At 51.1% G+C, this 20,266-nt stretch carries 19 protein-coding genes; 6 read left to right on the top strand and 13 right to left on the bottom strand.

Annotated elements, in window-relative coordinates; all coding sequences use genetic code 11:
* Positions 1 to 63: 63 nt before the first annotated feature.
* Positions 64 to 2,328: an FdhF/YdeP family oxidoreductase gene (locus tag ACT3T6_RS08610; RefSeq protein WP_193053514.1), complete on the bottom strand. Its 2,265-nt coding sequence runs from the start codon at positions 2,326 to 2,328 to the stop codon at positions 64 to 66.
* Positions 2,329 to 2,607: 279 nt separating this feature from the next.
* Here ACT3T6_RS08610 and ACT3T6_RS08605 point away from each other — a divergent pair, with 279 nt between their 5' ends.
* Complete coding sequence (locus ACT3T6_RS08605) at positions 2,608 to 2,862, top strand: hypothetical protein (RefSeq protein WP_226911997.1); 255 nt, start codon at positions 2,608 to 2,610, stop codon at positions 2,860 to 2,862.
* A 64-nt stretch (positions 2,863 to 2,926) separates the two neighbouring features.
* Here ACT3T6_RS08605 and ACT3T6_RS08600 read toward each other — a convergent pair whose 3' ends face one another.
* The 4 genes from ACT3T6_RS08600 to ppnN all read right to left on the bottom strand — a co-directional run bounded on the left by ACT3T6_RS08600 (position 2,927) and on the right by ppnN (position 5,846).
* Complete coding sequence (locus ACT3T6_RS08600; protein WP_193053515.1) at positions 2,927 to 3,130, bottom strand: hypothetical protein; 204 nt, start codon at positions 3,128 to 3,130, stop codon at positions 2,927 to 2,929.
* Positions 3,131 to 3,327: 197 nt separating this feature from the next.
* Entirely contained in the window at positions 3,328 to 3,528 is a 201-nt protein-coding gene (locus ACT3T6_RS08595; RefSeq protein ID WP_193053516.1) for a hypothetical protein, read from the bottom strand.
* Positions 3,529 to 3,650: 122 nt separating this feature from the next.
* Positions 3,651 to 4,376, bottom strand: a complete 726-nt coding sequence (locus tag ACT3T6_RS08590; RefSeq protein WP_193053517.1) for a sulfite exporter TauE/SafE family protein — start codon at positions 4,374 to 4,376, stop codon at positions 3,651 to 3,653.
* Between the two features lie 87 nt (positions 4,377 to 4,463).
* Positions 4,464 to 5,846: a nucleotide 5'-monophosphate nucleosidase PpnN gene (gene ppnN / locus ACT3T6_RS08585; RefSeq protein ID WP_216657936.1), complete on the bottom strand. Its 1,383-nt coding sequence runs from the start codon at positions 5,844 to 5,846 to the stop codon at positions 4,464 to 4,466.
* Positions 5,847 to 5,994: 148 nt separating this feature from the next.
* On the opposite strand from ppnN, the gene ACT3T6_RS08580 reads away from it, so the two are divergent.
* Positions 5,995 to 6,897, top strand: coding sequence for a LysR family transcriptional regulator (locus tag ACT3T6_RS08580; RefSeq protein WP_193053518.1), 903 nt, complete (start codon positions 5,995 to 5,997; stop codon positions 6,895 to 6,897).
* A 59-nt stretch (positions 6,898 to 6,956) separates the two neighbouring features.
* Here the strand turns inward: ACT3T6_RS08580 and gcvP are convergent, their stop codons facing one another.
* Positions 6,957 to 9,851: an aminomethyl-transferring glycine dehydrogenase gene (gcvP, locus tag ACT3T6_RS08575; protein WP_193053519.1), complete on the bottom strand. Its 2,895-nt coding sequence runs from the start codon at positions 9,849 to 9,851 to the stop codon at positions 6,957 to 6,959.
* Positions 9,852 to 9,931: 80 nt separating this feature from the next.
* Positions 9,932 to 10,321: a glycine cleavage system protein GcvH gene (gcvH, locus tag ACT3T6_RS08570; RefSeq protein WP_172116571.1), complete on the bottom strand. Its 390-nt coding sequence runs from the start codon at positions 10,319 to 10,321 to the stop codon at positions 9,932 to 9,934.
* A 432-nt stretch (positions 10,322 to 10,753) separates the two neighbouring features.
* Here gcvH and ACT3T6_RS08565 point away from each other — a divergent pair, with 432 nt between their 5' ends.
* A complete protein-coding gene (locus ACT3T6_RS08565) occupies positions 10,754 to 12,175 on the top strand; it encodes an alanine/glycine:cation symporter family protein (protein ID WP_193053520.1) in 1,422 nt (473 codons plus the stop codon).
* Positions 12,176 to 12,258: 83 nt separating this feature from the next.
* Positions 12,259 to 13,371, top strand: coding sequence for a glycine cleavage system aminomethyltransferase GcvT (gcvT, locus tag ACT3T6_RS08560; RefSeq protein ID WP_193053521.1), 1,113 nt, complete (start codon positions 12,259 to 12,261; stop codon positions 13,369 to 13,371).
* 72 nt (positions 13,372 to 13,443) lie between these two features.
* Here gcvT and ACT3T6_RS08555 read toward each other — a convergent pair whose 3' ends face one another.
* Positions 13,444 to 14,253: a LysM peptidoglycan-binding domain-containing protein gene (locus ACT3T6_RS08555; protein ID WP_193053587.1), complete on the bottom strand. Its 810-nt coding sequence runs from the start codon at positions 14,251 to 14,253 to the stop codon at positions 13,444 to 13,446.
* A gap of 122 nt (positions 14,254 to 14,375) precedes the next feature.
* A complete protein-coding gene (locus ACT3T6_RS08550) occupies positions 14,376 to 15,257 on the bottom strand; it encodes an acyltransferase (protein ID WP_193053522.1) in 882 nt (293 codons plus the stop codon).
* A gap of 290 nt (positions 15,258 to 15,547) precedes the next feature.
* Here ACT3T6_RS08550 and ACT3T6_RS08545 point away from each other — a divergent pair, with 290 nt between their 5' ends.
* Both ACT3T6_RS08545 and ACT3T6_RS08540 read left to right on the top strand, forming a co-directional pair.
* Positions 15,548 to 16,246 (top strand): CoA transferase subunit A, encoded by a 699-nt coding sequence (locus ACT3T6_RS08545; protein ID WP_193053523.1) that lies wholly within the window; start codon positions 15,548 to 15,550, stop codon positions 16,244 to 16,246.
* Between the two features lie 59 nt (positions 16,247 to 16,305).
* Entirely contained in the window at positions 16,306 to 16,971 is a 666-nt protein-coding gene (locus ACT3T6_RS08540; protein WP_193053524.1) for a CoA transferase subunit B, read from the top strand.
* A 48-nt stretch (positions 16,972 to 17,019) separates the two neighbouring features.
* On the opposite strand, the gene ACT3T6_RS08535 is transcribed toward ACT3T6_RS08540, so the two are convergent.
* From ACT3T6_RS08535 to ACT3T6_RS08520, 4 genes are all read right to left on the bottom strand, one after another.
* Positions 17,020 to 17,787 carry a DUF1338 family protein gene (locus ACT3T6_RS08535; protein WP_193053525.1) on the bottom strand — a complete coding sequence of 256 codons (768 nt, stop codon included), beginning with the start codon at positions 17,785 to 17,787 and terminating at the stop codon, positions 17,020 to 17,022.
* Between the two features lie 108 nt (positions 17,788 to 17,895).
* Positions 17,896 to 18,177 carry a GrxA family glutaredoxin gene (locus tag ACT3T6_RS08530; RefSeq protein ID WP_193053526.1) on the bottom strand — a complete coding sequence of 94 codons (282 nt, stop codon included), beginning with the start codon at positions 18,175 to 18,177 and terminating at the stop codon, positions 17,896 to 17,898.
* A 198-nt stretch (positions 18,178 to 18,375) separates the two neighbouring features.
* Positions 18,376 to 18,915, bottom strand: coding sequence for a response regulator transcription factor (locus tag ACT3T6_RS08525; protein WP_172116582.1), 540 nt, complete (start codon positions 18,913 to 18,915; stop codon positions 18,376 to 18,378).
* A 69-nt stretch (positions 18,916 to 18,984) separates the two neighbouring features.
* The gene (locus ACT3T6_RS08520) at positions 18,985 to 20,256 is read right to left on the bottom strand and encodes an ATP-binding protein (RefSeq protein ID WP_172116583.1); all 1,272 of its coding nucleotides are present in this window, start codon (positions 20,254 to 20,256) and stop codon (positions 18,985 to 18,987) included.
* Positions 20,257 to 20,266: the final 10 nt, after the last annotated feature.

The raw sequence follows: 20,266 nt of genomic DNA, 5'->3' as shown, positions 1-20,266 counted from the left end.
AAATCACATTTCCGTTTGATTCAGTAGTCCCATCTGAGAGGTTCCGCCTCACAGCGCATGTGATCAGAGTGAAACCTCTGCTTTTGTGATGGTGACGGGAATGGATTTATAAGCAGGGACCTCGCTTTCGTGGTCCTTGTCATCCAGACCAACAAGGCAGTTGGCTTCCGGGAAATACGTTGCCAATGAGCCACGCGAAATCGAATAATCAACCAGTGTCAGCCCTGCCAAAATTCGATCTCCTGACCGTACGTCGACGACATCACCTTCTTCGAGCCCCAGGTCTGCTAGATCATCACGGTTTGCGAACAGTACATCACGCCTGCCGTGGACGCCTCGATAACGGTCATTCAAGCCGTATATTGTTGTATTGTATTGATCATGGCTACGTATGGTGGTCAGCGTGAGTGCTGTATCATCGCGTCCGTCATCCTCGTCTGTACCGGACATGACAAGGAAATGCGCTTTGCCGTCAGGCGTATCCCATTCTCGCTGACTTGCACCAACTCTCAGACGAAAGCCGCCTGGTTTTTGAATACGCTCATTGAAGTCAAAGAAATCCGGAAAAACAGCCTCAATCTTGTCACGGATTTGGTTGTAGTCGGCAATCAGTGCCTTCCAGTCGACGGCCGTTTCGGGCAGTGTTGCCATGGCGAGGCCTGCAATAATGGCGGGCTCTGAGCGCAGTTCATCTGATGCGGGCTTTAGGCCGCCCCTTGATGCATGGACCATCGACATTGAGTCTTCGACAGTGATGCTTTGTGGGCCCGTTTCCTGGATATCATGCTCGGTTCGGCCTAAGCACGGTAGGATGATGGTTTCATGTGCTGTCAGCAGGCAGGTTCTGTTGAGTTTTGTGACAATCTGGATGTTGAGATCAAGGCCGCGGAAGGCATCGTAGGCGATTTGGGGATCGCTCATGGCGACGGCAAAGTTACCGCCCAAACCGATGAATGTCTTTGATCGTCCATCACGCATCGCAGCCAGTGCGTTGACGGCATTATGACCATGGGCACGAGGGCTTTTAATACCGAATGCCTTATCTAGCCGCGACAGAAATGCCTCGTTTGGAATCTCTGTGATGCCGACTGTTCTATCACCTTGAACATTGGAGTGGCCCCGCAATGGGCAAATTCCAGCACCGGGGCGTCCCATATTTCCACGTAGTAGAAGCAGGTTGACCATTTGCTGGATGGCTTCTGTCCCATGCCGGTGCTGGGTGATACCCATGCCATAGCAGAAGATAACGTTCTCGGCAGATGCATAGATGTCTGTAAGCGCTTCAATTTGTTCACGCGGTAGGCCCGAACGGCGAATAATGGTGTCCCAGTCTGTATTTTCAATATCCGACTTCAATGCCTCAAAGCCAACCGTGTGTTCGGCAATAAAAGAGCGATCAAGCAGGCCGCTCCCACCTGCGTTCATGTTTTTCGTATCAGCATCAAACAGCGATTTCATAATGCCTTTGAACACGGCTACGTCGCCGCCGACCTTCACCTGAAAATAAGCACGATCAATACCTGTTGCGCTATCAGTGAGCATTTCACCGGGCGATTGTGGGTCCTGAAACCGCTCCAGGCCTCGTTCACGTAACGGGTTAATAACCACCACCGGCTTTCCGCGCTTCGAGACATCCGCCAGCGTTCTGAGCATACGTGGGTGGTTGGTTCCAGGGTTATGCCCTATACAAAAAACGGCATCAGCCTGCTCAAAATCATTAAGCGTCACTGTCCCTTTGCCGATGCCAATCGATTTTGGTAGCCCGACACTGGTAGGCTCATGACACATGTTGGAACAGTCGGGAAAATTATTCGAGCCGAATTCACGTGCAAAAAGCTGATAAAGAAAGGCAGCTTCGTTGGATGCCCGTCCTGAGGTATAGAACTCCGCTTGCGTAGGATCGTCGAGATTATTCAGAGCGTCTGCAGCCCGGCTAAATGCTTCTTCCCAGCTTACTGGAACGAAACGATCAGTTTGGGCATCAAAACGTACAGGCTGCGTCAAACGCCCTTGGTTTTCCAGCTGGTGATCCGACCATTCCCAAAGCTCTGAAACGGTGTGTGTGTCAAAGAATTCTGACGTGACGCGTTTGGATGTCGCCTCCCAGGTGACGGCCTTGGCGCCATTTTCGCAAAATTCAAACGATGATGTGTGTTCGGGGTCCGGCCATGCACAGCCTGGGCAGTCAAAGCCATCGGGCTGATTCATTTGCAATAATGCGCGCGTATGGGTACTTATCCCCATTTCTTCACGCACTGCTTCGGCGACAGCTTTGAGTGCTCCCCACCCGCCAGCCGGTTTATTATAAATCTTGATTCCTTTGGCCATGCTGGTTCGTCCCCCAGTGTGTTTTAAAGCATTTAATTATTGGTAATATAGATTAATTCTTAATGTTAGCTTAGCAAATGCTTTCGGCAAAACCGATTGTTTTCTATCTTGGGAAAATTGCTTGCCACAATAGCGCGTTATGTGTGGCTCGCTAAAGATTTTGTCTATCAAGGACGCATTAGAACGAAAAAAGAAGTAAATGTGAGAAGGCTGCACAGGTTGGTGACACGAACATGTCACTTTTCCTACCAAGAGATTTTGCCAAGGAAAGAGCGGGGGTTGCTAGTTACTCAACTGCACACTCTTGGCATCGGCACACTGCTGAGCGTTATCCATTTCAAGGAGAGCCGTATGGACCGTATTTTTGCGTGGGATGACCATCATGGCCGGGTGGTTTATCGCATACCCGGCTGTACTCATAAGGATGGACGTGAGGATAGCGATTTGTCGCCGGTATGGTTGCCTGCAAAGGCGTCTGAGCTGCCGGAAAATGTGCGTCTTGAAGATCTTCGAAGGGTATCGGTGGAAGAGTAAGTGAAAAAAGCCAGAAAGGGCACTGGCGAGCTTAATAATATGCCCTGCCAGTGCCACTCCAGTATTACGGTGTTAATATGTCAATGACTTTAACTTCATAATTGTCATCATGAATGGCGACTACCTTGATAAGAACGTCTCTCGACACCTGTTTATATTCATCACGTTTATCAATTAGGCCAAAATGCTCTCGCTCGTCGCCGACAGTTAATGCGTCATTAAAATCCGTTTTTGGCAACATCAGTATATCGTCAATCATTATGGACATGGTATTTCTCCATCAGCCGTCGTTATTTCATGCTATTTTTTAGGACTCCGTTAGAACGTTTTAGTTTGCTTGTGATCACACAATGGCTGCGTTAAAGGTGGCTTTAATGTTTGTTAATTTAGCTATAGAAAAGCCGCCGACAAATGGCGTGAGCGGCTTTTAGGGAAAGCCTAGTAAACGAGCAGGTAATGAGCAGGTTACTCGCCAGCCTCATGATCGGCCAAGGCTGCCGCGACAGCTTCTTCCCATTGGCCTTCCGTTATTCCCCAGTGCTTCATTTCAGCCGAATCAGCCTTACCTTCGGCTGCTGCACGGAGCTTTTCAGTTGAGCTACTTTCAAAGCAGTGTTTTGCAAAGGCTTTTGTCTTTCCGTCGTGTAGTTGACTAATCATCTGCATGGCTAGCTCCTTTCCTTGGTCAATATCGGCCTTGATAAAGGTAAGACAGACTAGAGTGTAGATTGTTTCTTGTTTTTTGCTTTAGGATCTTAATCTTAGGGCATCAAGTTAGGGCATCAAGCTTAGAGTAGCGTATCAATAATAATTTTAATGGCGATACCCGTAAGCAGCAGCATGATTAAATTATCAAACCAACGGTGTGGCATTCGATTCCCCAGGTAGGCACCCAGCGGCATGGCCGTCAAAATGATGCCTAGCGCAATGACGCTATAAAGCGAACGCTGCATTGTCAGTATGTCAGCCTTTAAGAGCGCGGGAATTTGCACGCAGGTAATCGCCACAAAAAAGACGGAAATTGAGCCAATAAACACAGGCCTTTCGAGCTTCATCGCATTCAAAAATGTAATTGAAGCGGGAGCGGACATGCCCGCAGCGCCTTGCAATATACCGCCCAGTAAGCCAGCCGGGATGACGAATCGTGAAGCCAGTGCGTAGGAAAGTACCAAGCGCCGCCTTGTTAGTTTGATGATTAGATACAAGACAATCGCGCCCGCAACGCCTAACGAAAGCAGCTTTGGCGAGAGAACCACTAACCCCCAAGTGCCCAGAATAATACCTAGCGCGCCCGCTATCGAAAAAGCAGCCAGAAACCGGATGGGCAGTAGGTGGCGCCGGTATTGCCATACCTGAAGCAGGTTGCTAAGCAGGTTGGGAACAACCAGTACGGCAATCGCGAGCTTAACGTCATAAAGCATGGTAAATACCGGCACAACCAACACCGGCACACCCGAACCAATAGCACCTTTAATAATGCCAGCAGCTAACAGCGTCAGTAGGGCGATGAGCAAGGTTTTCTTCCGGGAGCAAGTGAAGCAGCCGATTTCTCGGCTGCAGGTACTGGTAATTGTGCTGCAAATAGCGCCTTGGGGCTGCGGTTATTTTAAAACATAACACGGCGTGTAGGGCTGGCCATCAAGTTTCATGCGCCCTTGGGCAACAAATGAGGTCAGTAACTCATCCAGGTGCTGCATCAGAGCAGGTTCTGCGGTTAGCACAAAGGGACCGTGGGCTTTAATGGCTTTAATGCCTTGTTCCTTAACATTTCCAGCCACAATCCCAGAAAAGGCACGACGAAGATTGGCGGCAAGTTCATGCTTGGGCTGCTGGCGATGCAGAGCGAGCTCACGCATGGCTTCGTGGGTAGGTTCGAAGGTCGCTTGAAAATCTCGTGCAATGGTGAGACGCCAATTATAGTAAAAGGCATCCTGCTGATTGCGCCGGAACTCTTTAATGGTATCAATCCCGGTACGCATCTTACGGGCGACCGCCACCGGGTCACCGGTAATGATAGTGTAGTAGCGACGAATTTCTTCGCCCAGGGTATAGACCAGAAATTCGTCTATTTTTTGGAAATACGCGGCTGAGTCCGCAGGCCCTGTGAAAATGAGAGGGAAGGGGGTTTCACTGTTATTTGGATGCAGCAGTATGCCGAGTAGATACAAAATCTCTTCAGCCGTACCGACCCCGCCAGGGAAGACGATAATGCCATGGCCTAGACGTACAAACGCTTCCAAACGCTTTTCAATGTCAGGCATGACGACGAGTTCATTAACAATGGGATTGGGGGCTTCTGCAGCAATAATGCCTGGCTCGGAAATCCCCAGGTAACGGCTATCCTGACGCCGCTGTTTGGCATGAGCAACATTTGCACCTTTCATCGGCCCTTTCATGGCGCCAGGCCCACAGCCGGTACAAATGTCTAGATCACGCAGCCCAAGATGGTAGCCAACATCTTTTGAGTACTCGTACTCATCACGTGAAATGGAGTGGCCGCCCCAGCAAACTACCAGGCTTGGGTCACGCCCAGGCTTTAATGTGCCGGCTTTACGCAAAATATGAAAAACTGCGTTGGTGGTTCCTTCCGCTGTATTAAGGTCAAAGCGGTTGTGGTTCTGAATCTCGTTATATACGTAAACAATATCGCGAATAATGGAGGAGAGGTGCTCACGAATGCCGCGTATCATCTGGCCATCGACAAAGGCTTCCGCTGGCGCATTGGTCAGCTTTAAGCGAATTCCTCTATCCTGTTGTAACACCTCAATATCAAAATCTTTATACGCTTCAAGAATAGCCACACTGTCATCGGTGGGCCTTCCGCAATTCAAGACAGCCAGTGCACAGCGGCGCAGTAAATCATGTAAGCCGTTTTGTGAGGTGCTTTGTAGCCGATTAACCTCATGCTGTGAAAGCACTTCAAGGCTTCCTTCGGGAGAGATAATGCTAGAGATAGTGGCACGAGGCTGGATAATTGATGTCATTAGTGCGTCGATTCCTGGTCATTTTTTTAACTCATTGCATACTAGCACGCTAAAGCGGTGGGTACAGCGCAACCAGTGACAAGCCCAACTGTGCTACTCTATGCGCAAAATACGCGCACACGGTGGCTATAGAAAATGGCGTTTTATTATGTTTAATGCCCAGTATTTTCGGACATTTATTACGTTAGTTGAGACCGGTAGTTTTACACGTACGGCACATCGCCTGGAAATGACCCAGCCTGGGGTTAGTCAGCATGTACGTAAATTGGAAAACTATCTTGATAAAACGCTAATTGAGCGTAAAGGGCGAAGTTTTACCTTAACGGAATCGGGTCGCCGTGCTTACGATTATGCGTTAAAACTCTTTGCTGAGCATGAACAATTTCGTCATGGCTTGGATGATGACTCCCTGGACAGTGGTGAGTGCCGTATTGCGTCGCCTGGAAGTGTTGGCCTCATGCTGTATCCGTTTATGTTAGGTCAGCAGCAAATGCATCCTAATTTAACCGTTAATTATAGCTTTGCGTTTAACCATGAAATTGTGAATGACTTGCTGGAAGGGCGCTACGATATAGGTATCGTGACGGACGCGCTCAACCATCCTGACCTTACCTGCACGCTATGGCATAAAGAGCCGCTGTGCCTAGTGGTGCCCGCTGATTTTGCCGGGAGTACGCTGTCTGATTTAATGGGCATCGGCTTTCTTAACTACTACGATGGCATTAACCACGCGTATTCACTGTTGAGAGCGAATTATCCAGGTGAGTTTCGCTCAATGACACATTTTCGCTACCAGGGGTTTACCAACGAAGTCGGTATGGTGCTGGATGCGGTTGCTCGCGGGCTTGGGTTTACAGTGGTTTCTTTATTGGTATTGGAAACGTCACCGTGGCAACGTCAGGTGAAAGCGTTAACCTTACCCATTGCGGTGAATGAAGAGCTCTATCTGCTACGTCGGCGTGACTCCGTACTACCTAAACGCTATGAAAAACTGTTGGATGGTTTTTGTAAGCAACGCATCCAGGAAAGAACGCCTCTGGTACCCGAATAAGGGCTCAAAGGCGTTCACTTGCTGAAGCGTTGGCTTACGTATTAGGCGTCTAGCGTGTTTTACTTCCGGTATTCATCAATACCCGGGCAAGAACAAATAAGCTGACGATCCCCAAACACATTATCCACCCGATTAACGGTTGGCCAGTATTTGGCTGCAGTGACCGCCTCAGTGGGAAAAGCGCCCAGTTGGCGGTCATAAGGCCGCTCCCATTGGCTGTCCATAATGTCGGCCTGCGTGTGGGGGGCGTTAACCAACGGGTTGTTATCCAGCGCCCACTCGCCACTTTCAACACGCTTGATCTCTTCGCGGATGGCAATCATGGCATCGCAGAATCGGTCAATTTCATAGAGCGACTCGGACTCGGTCGGCTCTATCATCAGTGTGCCTGGCACCGGAAATGACATGGTGGGCGCATGGAAGCCATAGTCCATCAACCGCTTGGCAATATCTTCCTCGCTGATACCTGACGCTGCCTTTAATGGGCGAATATCAATAATGCATTCGTGGGCAACCATGCCGTTAGTTCCCCGATAGAGAATGGAGTAGGACTCCTCCAGGCGCTTGGCGGTGTAGTTAGCGTTCAAAATGGCTAACTGTGTTGCCTCGCGAAGCCCCCGGGCGCCCATCATTTTAATATAGGCCCACGAGATAGGCAGGATGGATGCGCTGCCAAACGCTGCCGCTGAGACGGCACCGCTCTCTGGGTTAACGCCATTGATAGGTGTCACCACGTGGTTGGAGACATAAGGCGCCAGGTGAGCTTTTACGCCTATAGGCCCCATACCCGGGCCGCCGCCGCCGTGGGGAATGCAGAAGGTCTTATGTAGGTTAAGGTGCGATACGTCGCCCCCGAAGTCTCCAGGGCGCGTGAGCCCCACTTGAGCATTCATATTGGCGCCATCGACATACACCTGGGCACCGTGCTGATGCACCACGTCACAGACCTTGCGCACATGAGATTCGAAAACACCATGGGTCGACGGGTAAGTAATCATGATCGCCGAGAGCTTGTCGCTATGCTGGGCGGCTTTGTCCATTAGGTCATTTATATCGATATTGCCGTTCTGATCACACTCTACAACGACCACCTCCATGCCCACCATGGCCGCTGTTGCCGGGTTGGTACCATGGGCAGAGCTTGGGATCAGGCACACATTACGGTGTGCTTCGCCTTGCGCAGCCTGGTAACGGCGAATGGCCAGCAGGCCCGCGTACTCACCCTGCGCGCCCGAGTTAGGTTGCATGGAAATATGATCGTAACCGGTGATTTCTACCAGAAACGCGGCCAGTTCATCAATCATCTGATGATAGCCAGCGACCTGGTCGCGCGGCGCAAACGGGTGCAAGTCTGCAAACGCAGGCCAGGAAATAGGGATCATTTCGCTGGTAGCGTTAAGTTTCATGGTGCAAGAGCCTAAAGGGATCATCGCATGGGCAAGCGACAAGTCCTTATTCTCCAGGCGTTTTAGATAACGCAGCATTTCTGTTTCGCTGCGGTATCGGTTAAAGGTGGGGTGGCTCAGAAAACCACTTTCCCGCTGGCAGGCGGCGGGGATGCCCGTGGTGGCGCTGGCAATTACCTGCTCATCCAGCGCTGCGACAGAAAGCCCGTGTTCATTGCCCAGCAGCACATCAAATAGGGTGGCAACATCGTGTGCGGTGGTTGTTTCATCCAGGCTGATGCCTACATCGCCATTGGCGAAGTAGTGGAGATTGACATCGTGCGTCATGGCACGACCATGAATTTTACCTGCATCTACCTGAGTTAAGCGCAGCGTATCAAACCAGCTGTTATGCACCAGCGCAACGCCAGATTGCTGCAAGCCTTGAGCAAGCAACGTGGTGAGCCGATGGACACGCCCAGCAATTTTACGCAGCCCTTCAGCACCATGGTAGGTCGCGTAGAACCCTGCGATATTGGCTAAAAGAGCCTGCGCCGTGCAGATGTTGGAGGTGGCCTTTTCGCGACGGATATGCTGCTCGCGCGTCTGCATGGCCATCCGCAGGGCGGTGTTGCCTCGGCTATCTTTGGATACACCGATAATACGCCCGGGAATAGAGCGCTTAAGCTTATCTGAGGTGGCAAAGAACGCCGCATGTGGGCCACCAAAGCCCATCGGCACCCCAAAACGCTGCGAATTGCCAATCACGATATCCGCACCTAACGCGCCGGGTTCCTTGAGAAGCACCAGACTCAGCAAGTCAGAGGCTACACAGGTCATGATATTATGGGCAGTGGCCGCCTTTAACAGAGGTGCCAAGTCACGTACTTCGCCGCTGGCGGAAGGGTACTGAAGCAACGCGCCAAACACATCATGGTCGGCAAGCGTATCGGCAGGCCCTGTAATGATTTCAAAACCAAAAAAATCAGCGCGGTTTTTTACGACATCAAGGGTTTGCGGAAAAATATCGTCGGCAATAAAGAAAGCGTTGGATTTGCTCTTTTTATTACTCCGCTTACATAGCGCCATGGCTTCTGCGGCTGCCGTGGCCTCATCCAGTAATGAAGCATTGGCAAGCTCCATTCCGGTCAGGTCCATAATAACCTGCTGAAAGTTTAATAATCCTTCCAACCGGCCTTGAGAAATTTCTGGCTGATAGGGCGTATAAGCGGTGTACCAACCCGGGTTTTCGAGCACATTACGTTGAATAACCGCTGGCATATGCGTGCCGTAATAGCCCTGGCCAATATAGCTTTTAGCAACACGGTTCTGGCGAGCCAGCTGGCCTAAGTACTCAAGCGCTTCAGCCTCACTACGTGGATCATCCAGGTTCAGTTCACGGCCAAGGCGAATGTCGCTGGGTATGGTTTGCTCAATCAGATCTTCCATGCGCTTGATATTGAGCACGTTTAACATGGTATCTACGTCGTCGGCATTCGGGCCGTTATGACGTTTGATAAAAGCATCGTGGTCGGCCAGTTCGGACAAGCGGCGTGTTTCAAATGACATGGGAGGATTCCGAGCGAGAAAGAGAAGCGTGGTAGAGGCATAAAATACAAAGCCTGCCGTAAAGGGCAGGCTTTGCGGTATTAATCGTCAGTGCTTAATGTGGCCTGATAAGCATCAGCATCCAGTAAACCGTCCAGGTTCTGGTCGGTCAGGCGTACCTTCATCAGCCAGCCGCCTTCATAGGGTGCGTCGTTCACCGTTTCGGGTGAGTCTTCAAGCGCGTCATTAATTTCGATAACTTCCCCGCTTACCGGGGCGTAGAGGTCGGAAGCCGCCTTTACTGATTCAATAACGCCGAACTCTTTGCCCTGGGTAAGCGTTTGACCTACTTCGGGTAGTTCAACAAATACCACATCGCCAAGCGCTTCTTGGGCGTGGTCACTAATCCCTACGCTGACGGTGCCGTCTTGATGATCAAGTACCCATTCATGGCTTTTCGCGTAACGCAGATTTGAAGGAAGGTTGCTCATGATGATTCCCTTTATGAAACAATTGACTGGACAGGCTAATACTAGCGCTTGTCGGAAGTCTTGGCGACTACCAGTGTGCCAGCCAATAAACGAATTTTTAAGCATGTTAACGTGTTTCTGATCGGAAACAAGTTTCCTGTGAGCTAAAAAATGCTCAGCAAGGGAGATTTTATGACCCAGCGTGCCTATCGGGCGGGGAGGTACGAAGGCATTTACTATTTAGAAGGGCCTAAGCATAGAAGCGAACAGGGATAATGGTGTAAAACATACAGGTGGTTCACCTGAGCATGTTAATAATTGCCTCTATCATGCTATTAAAGATGGGGCGTTCCCATGACATCGCTATATTAGCTAAACAAAATAATCGTGAATGCCCGTTTTCTGACGGCCAAACATCTATAAAAATTGAACGAATAGGGTAAGGAGAAGCGTGTGGAAACGTTAAATAGCCTTTTTGGGGCGATCAATGGCGTCGTATGGGGGCCATTGATGTTGATTTTGCTACTGGGTGTGGGGATCTACCTACAAATTGGTTTAAAATTAATGCCCATCAGAAAGTTGGGCATGGGGTTCAAGCTACTTTGGCAGGGGCGTGAGCCTAAACCTGCCCACAAGGACGCCGTCGCTAAGGCTGGCGTCGACAAGTCCGATGAAGACGGCGAAATTTCTCCCTTTAATGCCCTGATGACGGCGCTTTCAGCCACCATCGGTACCGGCAATATTGCCGGTGTGGCCACCGCAATTGCATTAGGTGGCCCAGGTGCTGTGTTTTGGATGTGGATTACAGCGCTGGTGGGAATGGCAACAAAATTTGCCGAAGCGGTATTGGCTGTACGCTATCGTGAAACAGATAATACCGGCCACCACGTAGGTGGTCCCATGTTTTATATTAAAAACGGGCTGGGTAAAAAGTGGCTTTGGCTTGGCGGTCTGTTCTCGTTTTTTGGTGCTGTCGCAGCCTTTGGTATTGGTAATACGGTGCAGTCTAACTCGGTCGCTGATGCGATGGACGTCACCTTTGGCGTACCGCATTGGCTTACCGGTGTCATCATCATGGTATTGGCCGGCGCGGTCATTCTAGGTGGCATCAAGCGGATTGCGAAAGTCGCTGGGAAGCTCGTACCGATCATGGGGATTGCCTATGTGATTGCCGGTGTGCTGGTGCTGATTGTTAACGCAGGGCAAATCGGCGAGGCCTTTAGTCTGATCTTCTACTACGCCTTTAACCCCATGGCGGCGGCAGGTGGTTTTGCGGGTGCCGCTGTGATGGCCGCTATTCGCTTCGGTGTGGCGCGGGGTATTTTCTCCAATGAGGCAGGTTTAGGTAGTGCGCCTATTGCTCATGCCGCGGCCAGAACTAAAAACCCGGTTCGCCAAGGGCTTATTGCCATGCTGGGCACCTTCATTGATACCATTATCGTTTGTACTATTACGGCACTGGTGATCCTGACCTCTACGGTATGGCAAACGGGTGAAGAAGGCGCATCGCTTACCGCGCTCTCCTTTGATCAGGCACTGCCTGGATTCGGTAACCCCATTGTGGCTATCGCGCTGGCTATCTTTGCCTTCACGACTATTCTAGGCTGGTCGTTTTATGGCGAAAAATGTTTCCAGTTCCTGTTTGGAACGCGCTCTATCATGCTCTATCGCGTTCTGTTCGTATTAGCCATTCCACTGGGTGCTATTGCGCAGCTCGGCTTTATCTGGCTCATGGCCGACACCTTCAATGCCATGATGGCCATTCCCAACCTGATTGCGCTGGCGCTGCTTTCCCCGGTGGTTTTCAAGCTGACCAAAGACTACTTTGCGGGCAAGGAAGTGTTAGCCGGTGAAGAACTCGACCATGACAAGTAAGCGATATTGGCCGCTTAAGCAGTAATCGCATCGGGGAGCTATGACAATAGCTCCCCGTTGTTCGTTTTTACCAAGGAACTATCATGACCGATCTAAAGCATACGCCACTTCACGCACTGCACCTTGAACTCGGGGCAAAAATGGTGCCCTTTGCTGGATATGATATGCCGGTGCAGTATCCACTGGGGGTAAAAAAAGAGCATGAGCATACCCGGCAACAGTGTGGCCTCTTTGACGTTTCTCACATGGGGCAGATTCTTGTATCGGGGGAAGATACCGCCAAGGCGCTGGAAACACTGATTCCTGCGGATTTAGTGGGGCTCCCAAAAGGTGAGCAGCGCTATGGTCTGTTTACCAATACTGAAGGTGGAATTATTGATGACTTAATGGTCGTTAATGGTGGCGACCACTTCTATCTGGTGGTTAATGCTGCTTGTAAAGACCAGGATTTGGCGCATTTGCGGGAAAATTTGGGCGCCACCCACAAAATTGAGTTGTTAGACCGCGGCTTGCTTGCCCTGCAAGGCCCTCAGGCACATGCAGTTATGCAGCGCCTTTGCCCAGCGGCATGTGAACTGGTGTTCATGCAGCATCAACGTTTTACCATTGATGGGCATGAGGTATGGGTGAGCCGCAGTGGCTATACCGGCGAAGATGGGTTTGAAATTTCCGTAGCAGCCGATGCCTGTGAAGCGTTTGCCAAGCGCTTGTTGGCGGAGCCGGAAGTTGAGGCGATTGGGCTAGGCGCTCGCGATTCGTTGCGTCTGGAGGTCGGGCTATGTCTTTATGGGCATGATATGGATGCCACTACAACGCCAGTGGAAGCCGGATTGATTTGGGCGATTGGTAAGCCCCGTCGTCATGGGGGGGAGCGTTCGGCAGGTTTTCCTGGGGCGGATGTCATTCTTCATCAAATCGATGTCAGGGATCATTTACGCAAGCGTGTAGGGTTGCTGGCAGAAGGTAGGGCGCCTATTCGAGAAGGTGCTGTGTTGCGGGATGCGTCAGGTAACGAAGTTGGAGTCGTAACGTCAGGCACGTTTGGGCCAAGCGTTGGGTATCCTGTCGCTATAGGGTATGTCAGCCGCGATTGGGAAGCGCCAGCAAGCAACGTGTTTGCGGATGTGCGCGGCAAACAACTACCGATGACCGTAACGCCTATGCCCTTTGTTAAGCCCCGCTATTATCGCGGTTAAGCCAACCGTAAGCAGTCGTTATAGAAAACAAAGCCCCTTTTGATAAGGGGCTTTGCTCGTTTAGCAAGCGTATTAACGCAGTACCTTGCCGGGATCAATCGGCTTGCCGCCCTGGCGTAAATCAAACAACAGATCGTAACGTTGAGTAGTATTACTTTGACCTACTTCGCACAGTTCATCACCTGCTTTGACTTGCTGTCCGACCGAGACCAGCGTGCGTTCACACAGTGCATACACGGTTTGCAGATTATCAGCGTGGTGCACAATCACGACTTCACCTAGCTGGCGCATACCGTTTGCAAAGCGTACCTCGCCGGGGGCTACGGCCTGAGCACGCGCACCGGCTTGGGTCGCAAGCAGCATGGGTTGCAATGCTCCTCGGCTGTCTGCGCCAAAACGTCTAACAATGCGGTAGTCTTCCAGTGGCCAAGGCCAGCGGCGCGCGGATGCGGGTAATGAAGTAGGAGCGGTAGGCGCCGCAGCCGGGGTGTTGCTAGAGGTGCTGCTAGAGGGCGATGACCGATTGCTGGGCGAGGCGTTGCGGGTAGGCGCTGGGCTACGCGTACCGCCGCTACTTAAAGGAACGCTGATGATTTGGCCTATCCTTAGCGCGGTGGGCGAAGCGCCGGGGTTGGCGCTCTGAATACGTCCACTGGTCGTGCCAAAGTGTCGTGCTATGTTGGAGTACGTATCGCCAGGCCGGATTTGATAACGGTAAGGGCCGCCGGAGGGTGCACGCTCTTGTTGAGTAGGTATCATCAAGCGCTGGCCAACCGCAAGACGACGCGCATTGACGCCTGGATTAAAACGCTCCAGACGCTCAAGAGGTACGTTAGCCCGGTTAGCCAGTTTTCCTAGCGTATCTCCACGTTGAACGGCCACCCAGTTGCCACTGATTTGGCTCGTACTATGGGTAGGTACGGCATCGCGTTGGGAGGAAGAGGGCGACGAACCTGCACAGCCTGTTAATACGCTAATTAGCAAGCAGACACCAAGCCAGACAGTTAGGCGTGATCGGATTGGCTGTCCAACAAGGCATCTTTTTCCTGCCAGAGTGAATTGGTCCATGCGTGGAAGCGTTCCTTATGCTGCTTTTCTTCGTGGTAGTCGGATTCGTGCATCCACTGGGGAATGGGCAATGTTCGTGCCTGTAGTGTAATAGGCGCTTCCTGACCGCATAAAAAACCCCAAAACGTTGGCGACGGGTTAGCGTAACTGATCGTTACATCAAGAATACCATCCAATTGATCGCCAAGCAGGCTAAGTACCTGCGAAATTCCCCCTGCTTTTGGCCTTAACAAATGCTGATATGGGCTTTTCTGTGCGTCGCGCTTCGCTATGGTAAACCGTGTGCCTTCGATGAAATTAAATATGGCGATGGGCGCGCTCCGCGCCCGGTGGCACATGGACGCTGTGGATTGGCGGTCTATCGTGGCAAGAGTGGGGTTCTTGGCGATCTGTTCACGGCTAAAGCGGCGCATAAACGGAAATTCAAGTGCCCAAAAGGCAAGACCTACAATCGGGATCCAGATCAATTGTCGTTTTAGAAAAAAACGCGGCATAGGGATACGGCGGTGCAAGGCCATGAAAAGAATAAAAATATCGGTCCAGCTACGGTGATTGGATATGACCAGCCACCATTGGTGTGGGCTCAACGATTCAGGAATCGAAAAAGTGACATCTGGCCTCAGCCAGCGCTTCATCCACCAAAGATTAGCGCCGATCCAGTTAAGGGCCACGGCGCATAAGCCGTCAAGTATCCATTTTCTAAAGCGTTTCACTGGGATAACGACTTTTAGAAAAGTGAGCGCAATAAGTGGAATGCCCCAAAAAAGCGTGGTGAGCGTGAACAGCGCAATGCTGACTAAGCCCTTGAAAATAGTCATATCCGTCCTTCAATGAAACGTATAACGATGCGATTAATGCTAATGGATCAATGCCATACTGCCCAGCACAATGGTAAAAAAGCACTTATTTTATTGTCGTTACCTTTGCGCGCTTCAAAAAGTAATTTTCTATCCAGCGACACTTCTGGCTCTTTAATGGCTAAGCTTAAGGCAGCCTGTGATAGGCATCACTTTTTGGGCTTGGGTAACCAGGTATAGTAATAGAGACAACACTGACAGTACCGATAAGCGCATTGTACGCACCACCGACAACGAGGCGAGGCATAATAATGGCAGGATTTGATAAGCGTGTTGCTTCCTATGCCGAAGCGATGGAAGGTATCGAAGACGGAATGACCGTACTGGCTGGCGGCTTTGGCCTATGCGGAATACCAGAAAATCTAATAGCAGAAATAAAACGTCGAGGTGTTAAGAACCTGACGGTTGCTTCTAATAATTGCGGCGTTGATGGTTTTGGTTTGGGCGTTCTGCTTGAAGATCGTCAAATCCGCAAAATATTTGCCTCTTATGTCGGCGAAAACGCGCTCTTTGAGCAGCAGATGCTCAACGATGACATTGAGGTTGTGCTTACTCCTCAAGGCACGCTGGCTGAAAAAATGCGGGCGGGTGGCGCAGGTATTCCAGCGTTCTATACCGCGACAGGCTACGGTACTCCCATTGGTGAGGGTAAGGAGGTGCGTGAATTTAATGGGCGCCACTACATCATGGAAGAAGCCATCGTCGGTGACTTCGCAATAGTAAAAGGCTGGAAAGCGGATCGTTATGGCAATGTCGTGTACCGCCATACAGCGCAAAACTTTAATCCCTTGGTGGCGACCGCTGGAAAAATCACAGTGGTGGAAGTTGAAGAAATTGTAGAGCCTGGTGAGCTTGAGCCCAGCCAGATCCATACCCCGGGTATTTATGTGGATCGGATTATTCAGGGTTCGTTTGAGAAACGCATCGAGAAACGCACGGTGCATGGCTAAATCGTTGACCGTTAACGGCTAAACAACTTTTTTAATCGCTCAATAATGAGGTTGCCACCATGGCTTTAACACGTGAACAGATGGCGCAGCGTGTTGCGCGTGAATTGGAAGATGGCTTTTACGTAAATTTGGGTATTGGTATTCCCACTCTGGTTGCCAACTACATTCCTGAAGGCATTGATGTGATGCTTCAGTCAGAAAATGGTTTATTGGGCATGGGGCGTTTCCCGACGGAGGAAGAGCTTGATGCTGACATGATTAATGCTGGTAAAGAGACGGTGACCGCTCGGCCTGGTGCTGCTATTTTTTCATCGGCAGAATCTTTTGCCATGATCCGCGGTGGGCATGTGGATCTCACCGTTTTAGGTGCGTTTGAAGTCGATCAGAATGGCAATATTGCGTCATGGATGGTGCCAGGCAAGTTGATTAAAGGAATGGGGGGCGCCATGGACCTGGTGGCTGGCGCTGAAAATATTATTTGCACGATGACCCACGCCTCCAAGCATGGCGAGTCGAAGCTGCTTGAGCAGTGTACTTTACCGCTGACGGGCGCTGGTTGTATTAACCGCGTTCTGACTGACTTGGCCTACCTGGAAATTAAAGACGGCGCCTTTGTGCTTAAAGAGCGCGCGCCCGGGGTCAGCATCGATGAAATTATCGAAAAAACGGCGGGTAAGCTGATAGTGCCTGACCATGTACCCGAAATGACGTTTGTGGAAGCGTAAACGCAAATGTAAGTACGTTACTTGTTTTAAGCAGCCTTGGCAGGCTGCTTAGACAATCTCACAGCGGGCATGGGCCGGAATGAGTATTTCGGCGATGCGTTCATGGCCCGCATCGATATGTTTTTGAGTCAGCGCCAGGCCGCCCAGGCAGAGACGATGCTCATCGCCATCACTAAAGATGATGCGTTGCGGCATGGCAGGATAAAAATGATGCTCAATAAGCGTCGAAAGCGCAAACACGCCGTTTTGCGGCTCTTTTTCACCGGGCATGCCTGTTTTTTCTAGCTGGTCATTAAGCGCTGTTAGCGTATCGCCGAGCTCGGCACAATCAAAGCCTGCATGGTGTAGGCGCGGGCCCATAACCGCCAGCCAGGCAGCAAGAGGGTGCGCCTTTAGAAGCTGCTGATATAGCGACCAGGAGGGCATGGGCCACGGACGACCGCGACAAAGTAAGTTGTGGCCCTTGCAGTCCTGTGGGTGTGATTGATTCACCAGCGCAGCCAGCGCCTCACGAGGCAGTTTTGACAGCGTCCCCAACTGTAGCTCAGCTAATACTAGCCAACTTCCTTGGTCATCAGGCGCGAGAAGGCGAATAAGAAGGCCCTTGTCAGCCATCGCATAATGAGCAACCTGACGATACCCCATGTGCGCCAACCGGTTATTCAAAACGGAAGCAGAAAAAGGACCATGGTTAAGCGTTACGAGCGTTAAGTATTCCGCCGTAGAGGAGAGAGGCCAAAGACGCAAACCGCCGATGTCGGGGTGCGAGTGAATATAGTCAAGCCAAAGCTGCTGTACGAATTCATCACGTTGCACGATGCTATCCTCGCCGCCTAAACAAGCGATGTTAGAAAGAGGGTACTTGTTTAAAACCCAGTATAGGCAGGCGAGAAAAAGCGTGTTCAACGACTATAAACGGCAAATTTAACGTAACGAATCTTCCTGGGGAGCTAATAACTGCTTCTCACGTACAAACCTGTCGAATTCGGTAAAACCGCCTATGTGCGTTTGGTCGACAAATACTTGCGGCACCGTATGGATAGGCTTGCCTGCCGTTTTAGCGATGTCCTCTTTAGTAACGCCTTCAGAGGGCATATCGACATAGCGGTAACCCTCGATCTTACCGATTGTTTCCAAATGCTCAGCAAGTTGCTTGGCACGGACGCAGAAAGGGCAGGTCATTCTGCCAAAAATAACCACAAACATGCGAAAACTCCTAACGTCAAAGTGATGGATGGCTCAAGGGGGCTTATTGTGGCGTAGCAGTCCTTGTTTCGCCAATAGGGTAAGGCAATGACGCCGATGGTATCGGCGTCTGCGGTGGCTGGTTTGGGAGCTAATGCGGTAGGCAAACGCAACGCGGAGAATGCTAGCTTTGTTGCGGAGTAGGCCGCTGGTGCAGGACTAACGCTTAACGGGGCGTTTTTGCAGTTTACGCTGGAGTGTCCGGCGATGCATGCCGAGCGCGCGAGCTGTCGCGGAAATATTGCCGTCGTGTTCATGAAGCACTTTTTGAATATGCTCCCACGTGATTCGATTAATGGACGGAGGGTTATCAGCAAGCTCTATATTGGGGTCGCCTTCCTGGTGTTCAAAGGATGCGACAATGTCGTCAGCGTCGGCTGGTTTGCACAGGTAGTTGACGGCTCCGAGCTTCATGGCCTCCACGGCCGTGGCAATGCTTGAGTAACCGGTAAGCACCACAATACGGCAGCTTGGCACGGCGGCCAACATCTCAGGGAGCAGCTTTAGTCCTGAGCTGTTTTCAAGCTTGAGGTCGAGCGTGGCCATGGTGGGTTGAAACTGAACGGCTACCGCAAGCGCCTGGTCTGCATCATGCGCTGTCATTACCTCATAACCGCGGCGGGTAAACGCGCGGCTGAGCACGTGACAGAACATTTCATCGTCATCAATAATTAGCAGGCGCTGATCTGTCGTTTGCATGATGTCCTCAACGATAGTGCTTGAAACACACTAAAACGCGTTTCAATTAGGCTGTGCCGTTAGTTTGGCTTAAAGGGGGGCGGAGCTACGCGGAAGCGTTACTTCTGTCAGCGTGCCACCTTCGGGATGATTATACAGACTAACACCTCCGCCAAAGCGATTGATCGTGGCATGGGTCAAAAACAGGCCAATGCCCATTCCCTTGCTCTTGGTAGAAATAAACGTATCACCGAGCTGGTCAGCGATAGACATGGCAATGCCCGGGCCGTGATCACGAATATCAATGACAACACTCTCTTCCTGCCAATCAAGACGAATAGAAACATGTTCGGGGTTGGCATCAGCGGCATTGTTTAGCAGGTTCATTAGTGCCTGGTCCAGCGTTGTGTCAACCGCAAGCCAGGGTTTGCCGCGCCTTTCAACGATCTCAAATTGGTGGCTAACATCTGGCCGCAACACTAACCAGCGCTGCACAACGCCGGTTAGCCAGGTCTGGGCATCCAGTATTTCGGGTTCTGCCATACGTCGCCGATCGGCACTGGTGACCAAATGCTGAAGACGAGATTTGCAAATGTCGACTTGCTGGCGCAGTAAGCGAATATCCTGCTGTAACGTTCCCCCTTCGGGGGCCTCATCCTGCATCTCTTTTAACAGTATGGCCATGGTCGAGAGCGGGGTGCCTAGTTCGTGTGCTGTGCCCGCCGCCTGAGTGGCTACAGCCAGCACCTGTTCGTTACGCAGCGCCGCTTCGCGAGTAAGTGAAAGTGCTTTATCTCGATTACGCAGTGCATGGGCCATTTTATAGATAAAAAACGTGACCAGGCCTGCTGAAAGGCCAAAGTTAAGCCACATGCCCATGACATGCAGATTGAGCATTTCATCGCTATTAATATGTGCCAGTTGGGGGACGTGGTGGTAAAAGAACATTAGAAAGCTGTAGCCTGCCATGGCGCAGACCGCACATATCCAGGCATGGCGCCATGGTAGCGTTGCCGCGGCAATCGTCACAGGCACCAGATAGTAGGTAATAAACGGATTGGTGGAGCCTCCCGAAAAATAAAATACCAGGGTCAGGCCCGCAATGTCGGCCAATAAATGCAGCAGATACTCAATATGTTCCACCGCTCGCGGGCGCCCCAATCGCCACCAGGTGGCGATATTCAATAAGCCCATAGCGATAACGACACTGACGACCGCGGTGACGGGTAATTCAAAGGCCAGTAGCTCCACGCCGACCACAATGGCGATCAGAAACCCTGTCCAGGTGATTCCCCGAACAATAGTGAGGCGAACCAGATTGCGGTTCGGGGTCGAGAGGGGCAGCGGCAAAGCCGTTTGCATGGGCTACTAC

It is taken from the genome of Halomonas sp. 72 (genome assembly GCF_052379785.1).
GTDB classification, from domain to species: Bacteria; Pseudomonadota; Gammaproteobacteria; order Pseudomonadales; family Halomonadaceae; genus Vreelandella; species Vreelandella citrativorans.
The sequence above is the reverse complement of the archived record's forward strand: the minus strand, read 5'-3'. Positions and strand labels throughout refer to the sequence as shown.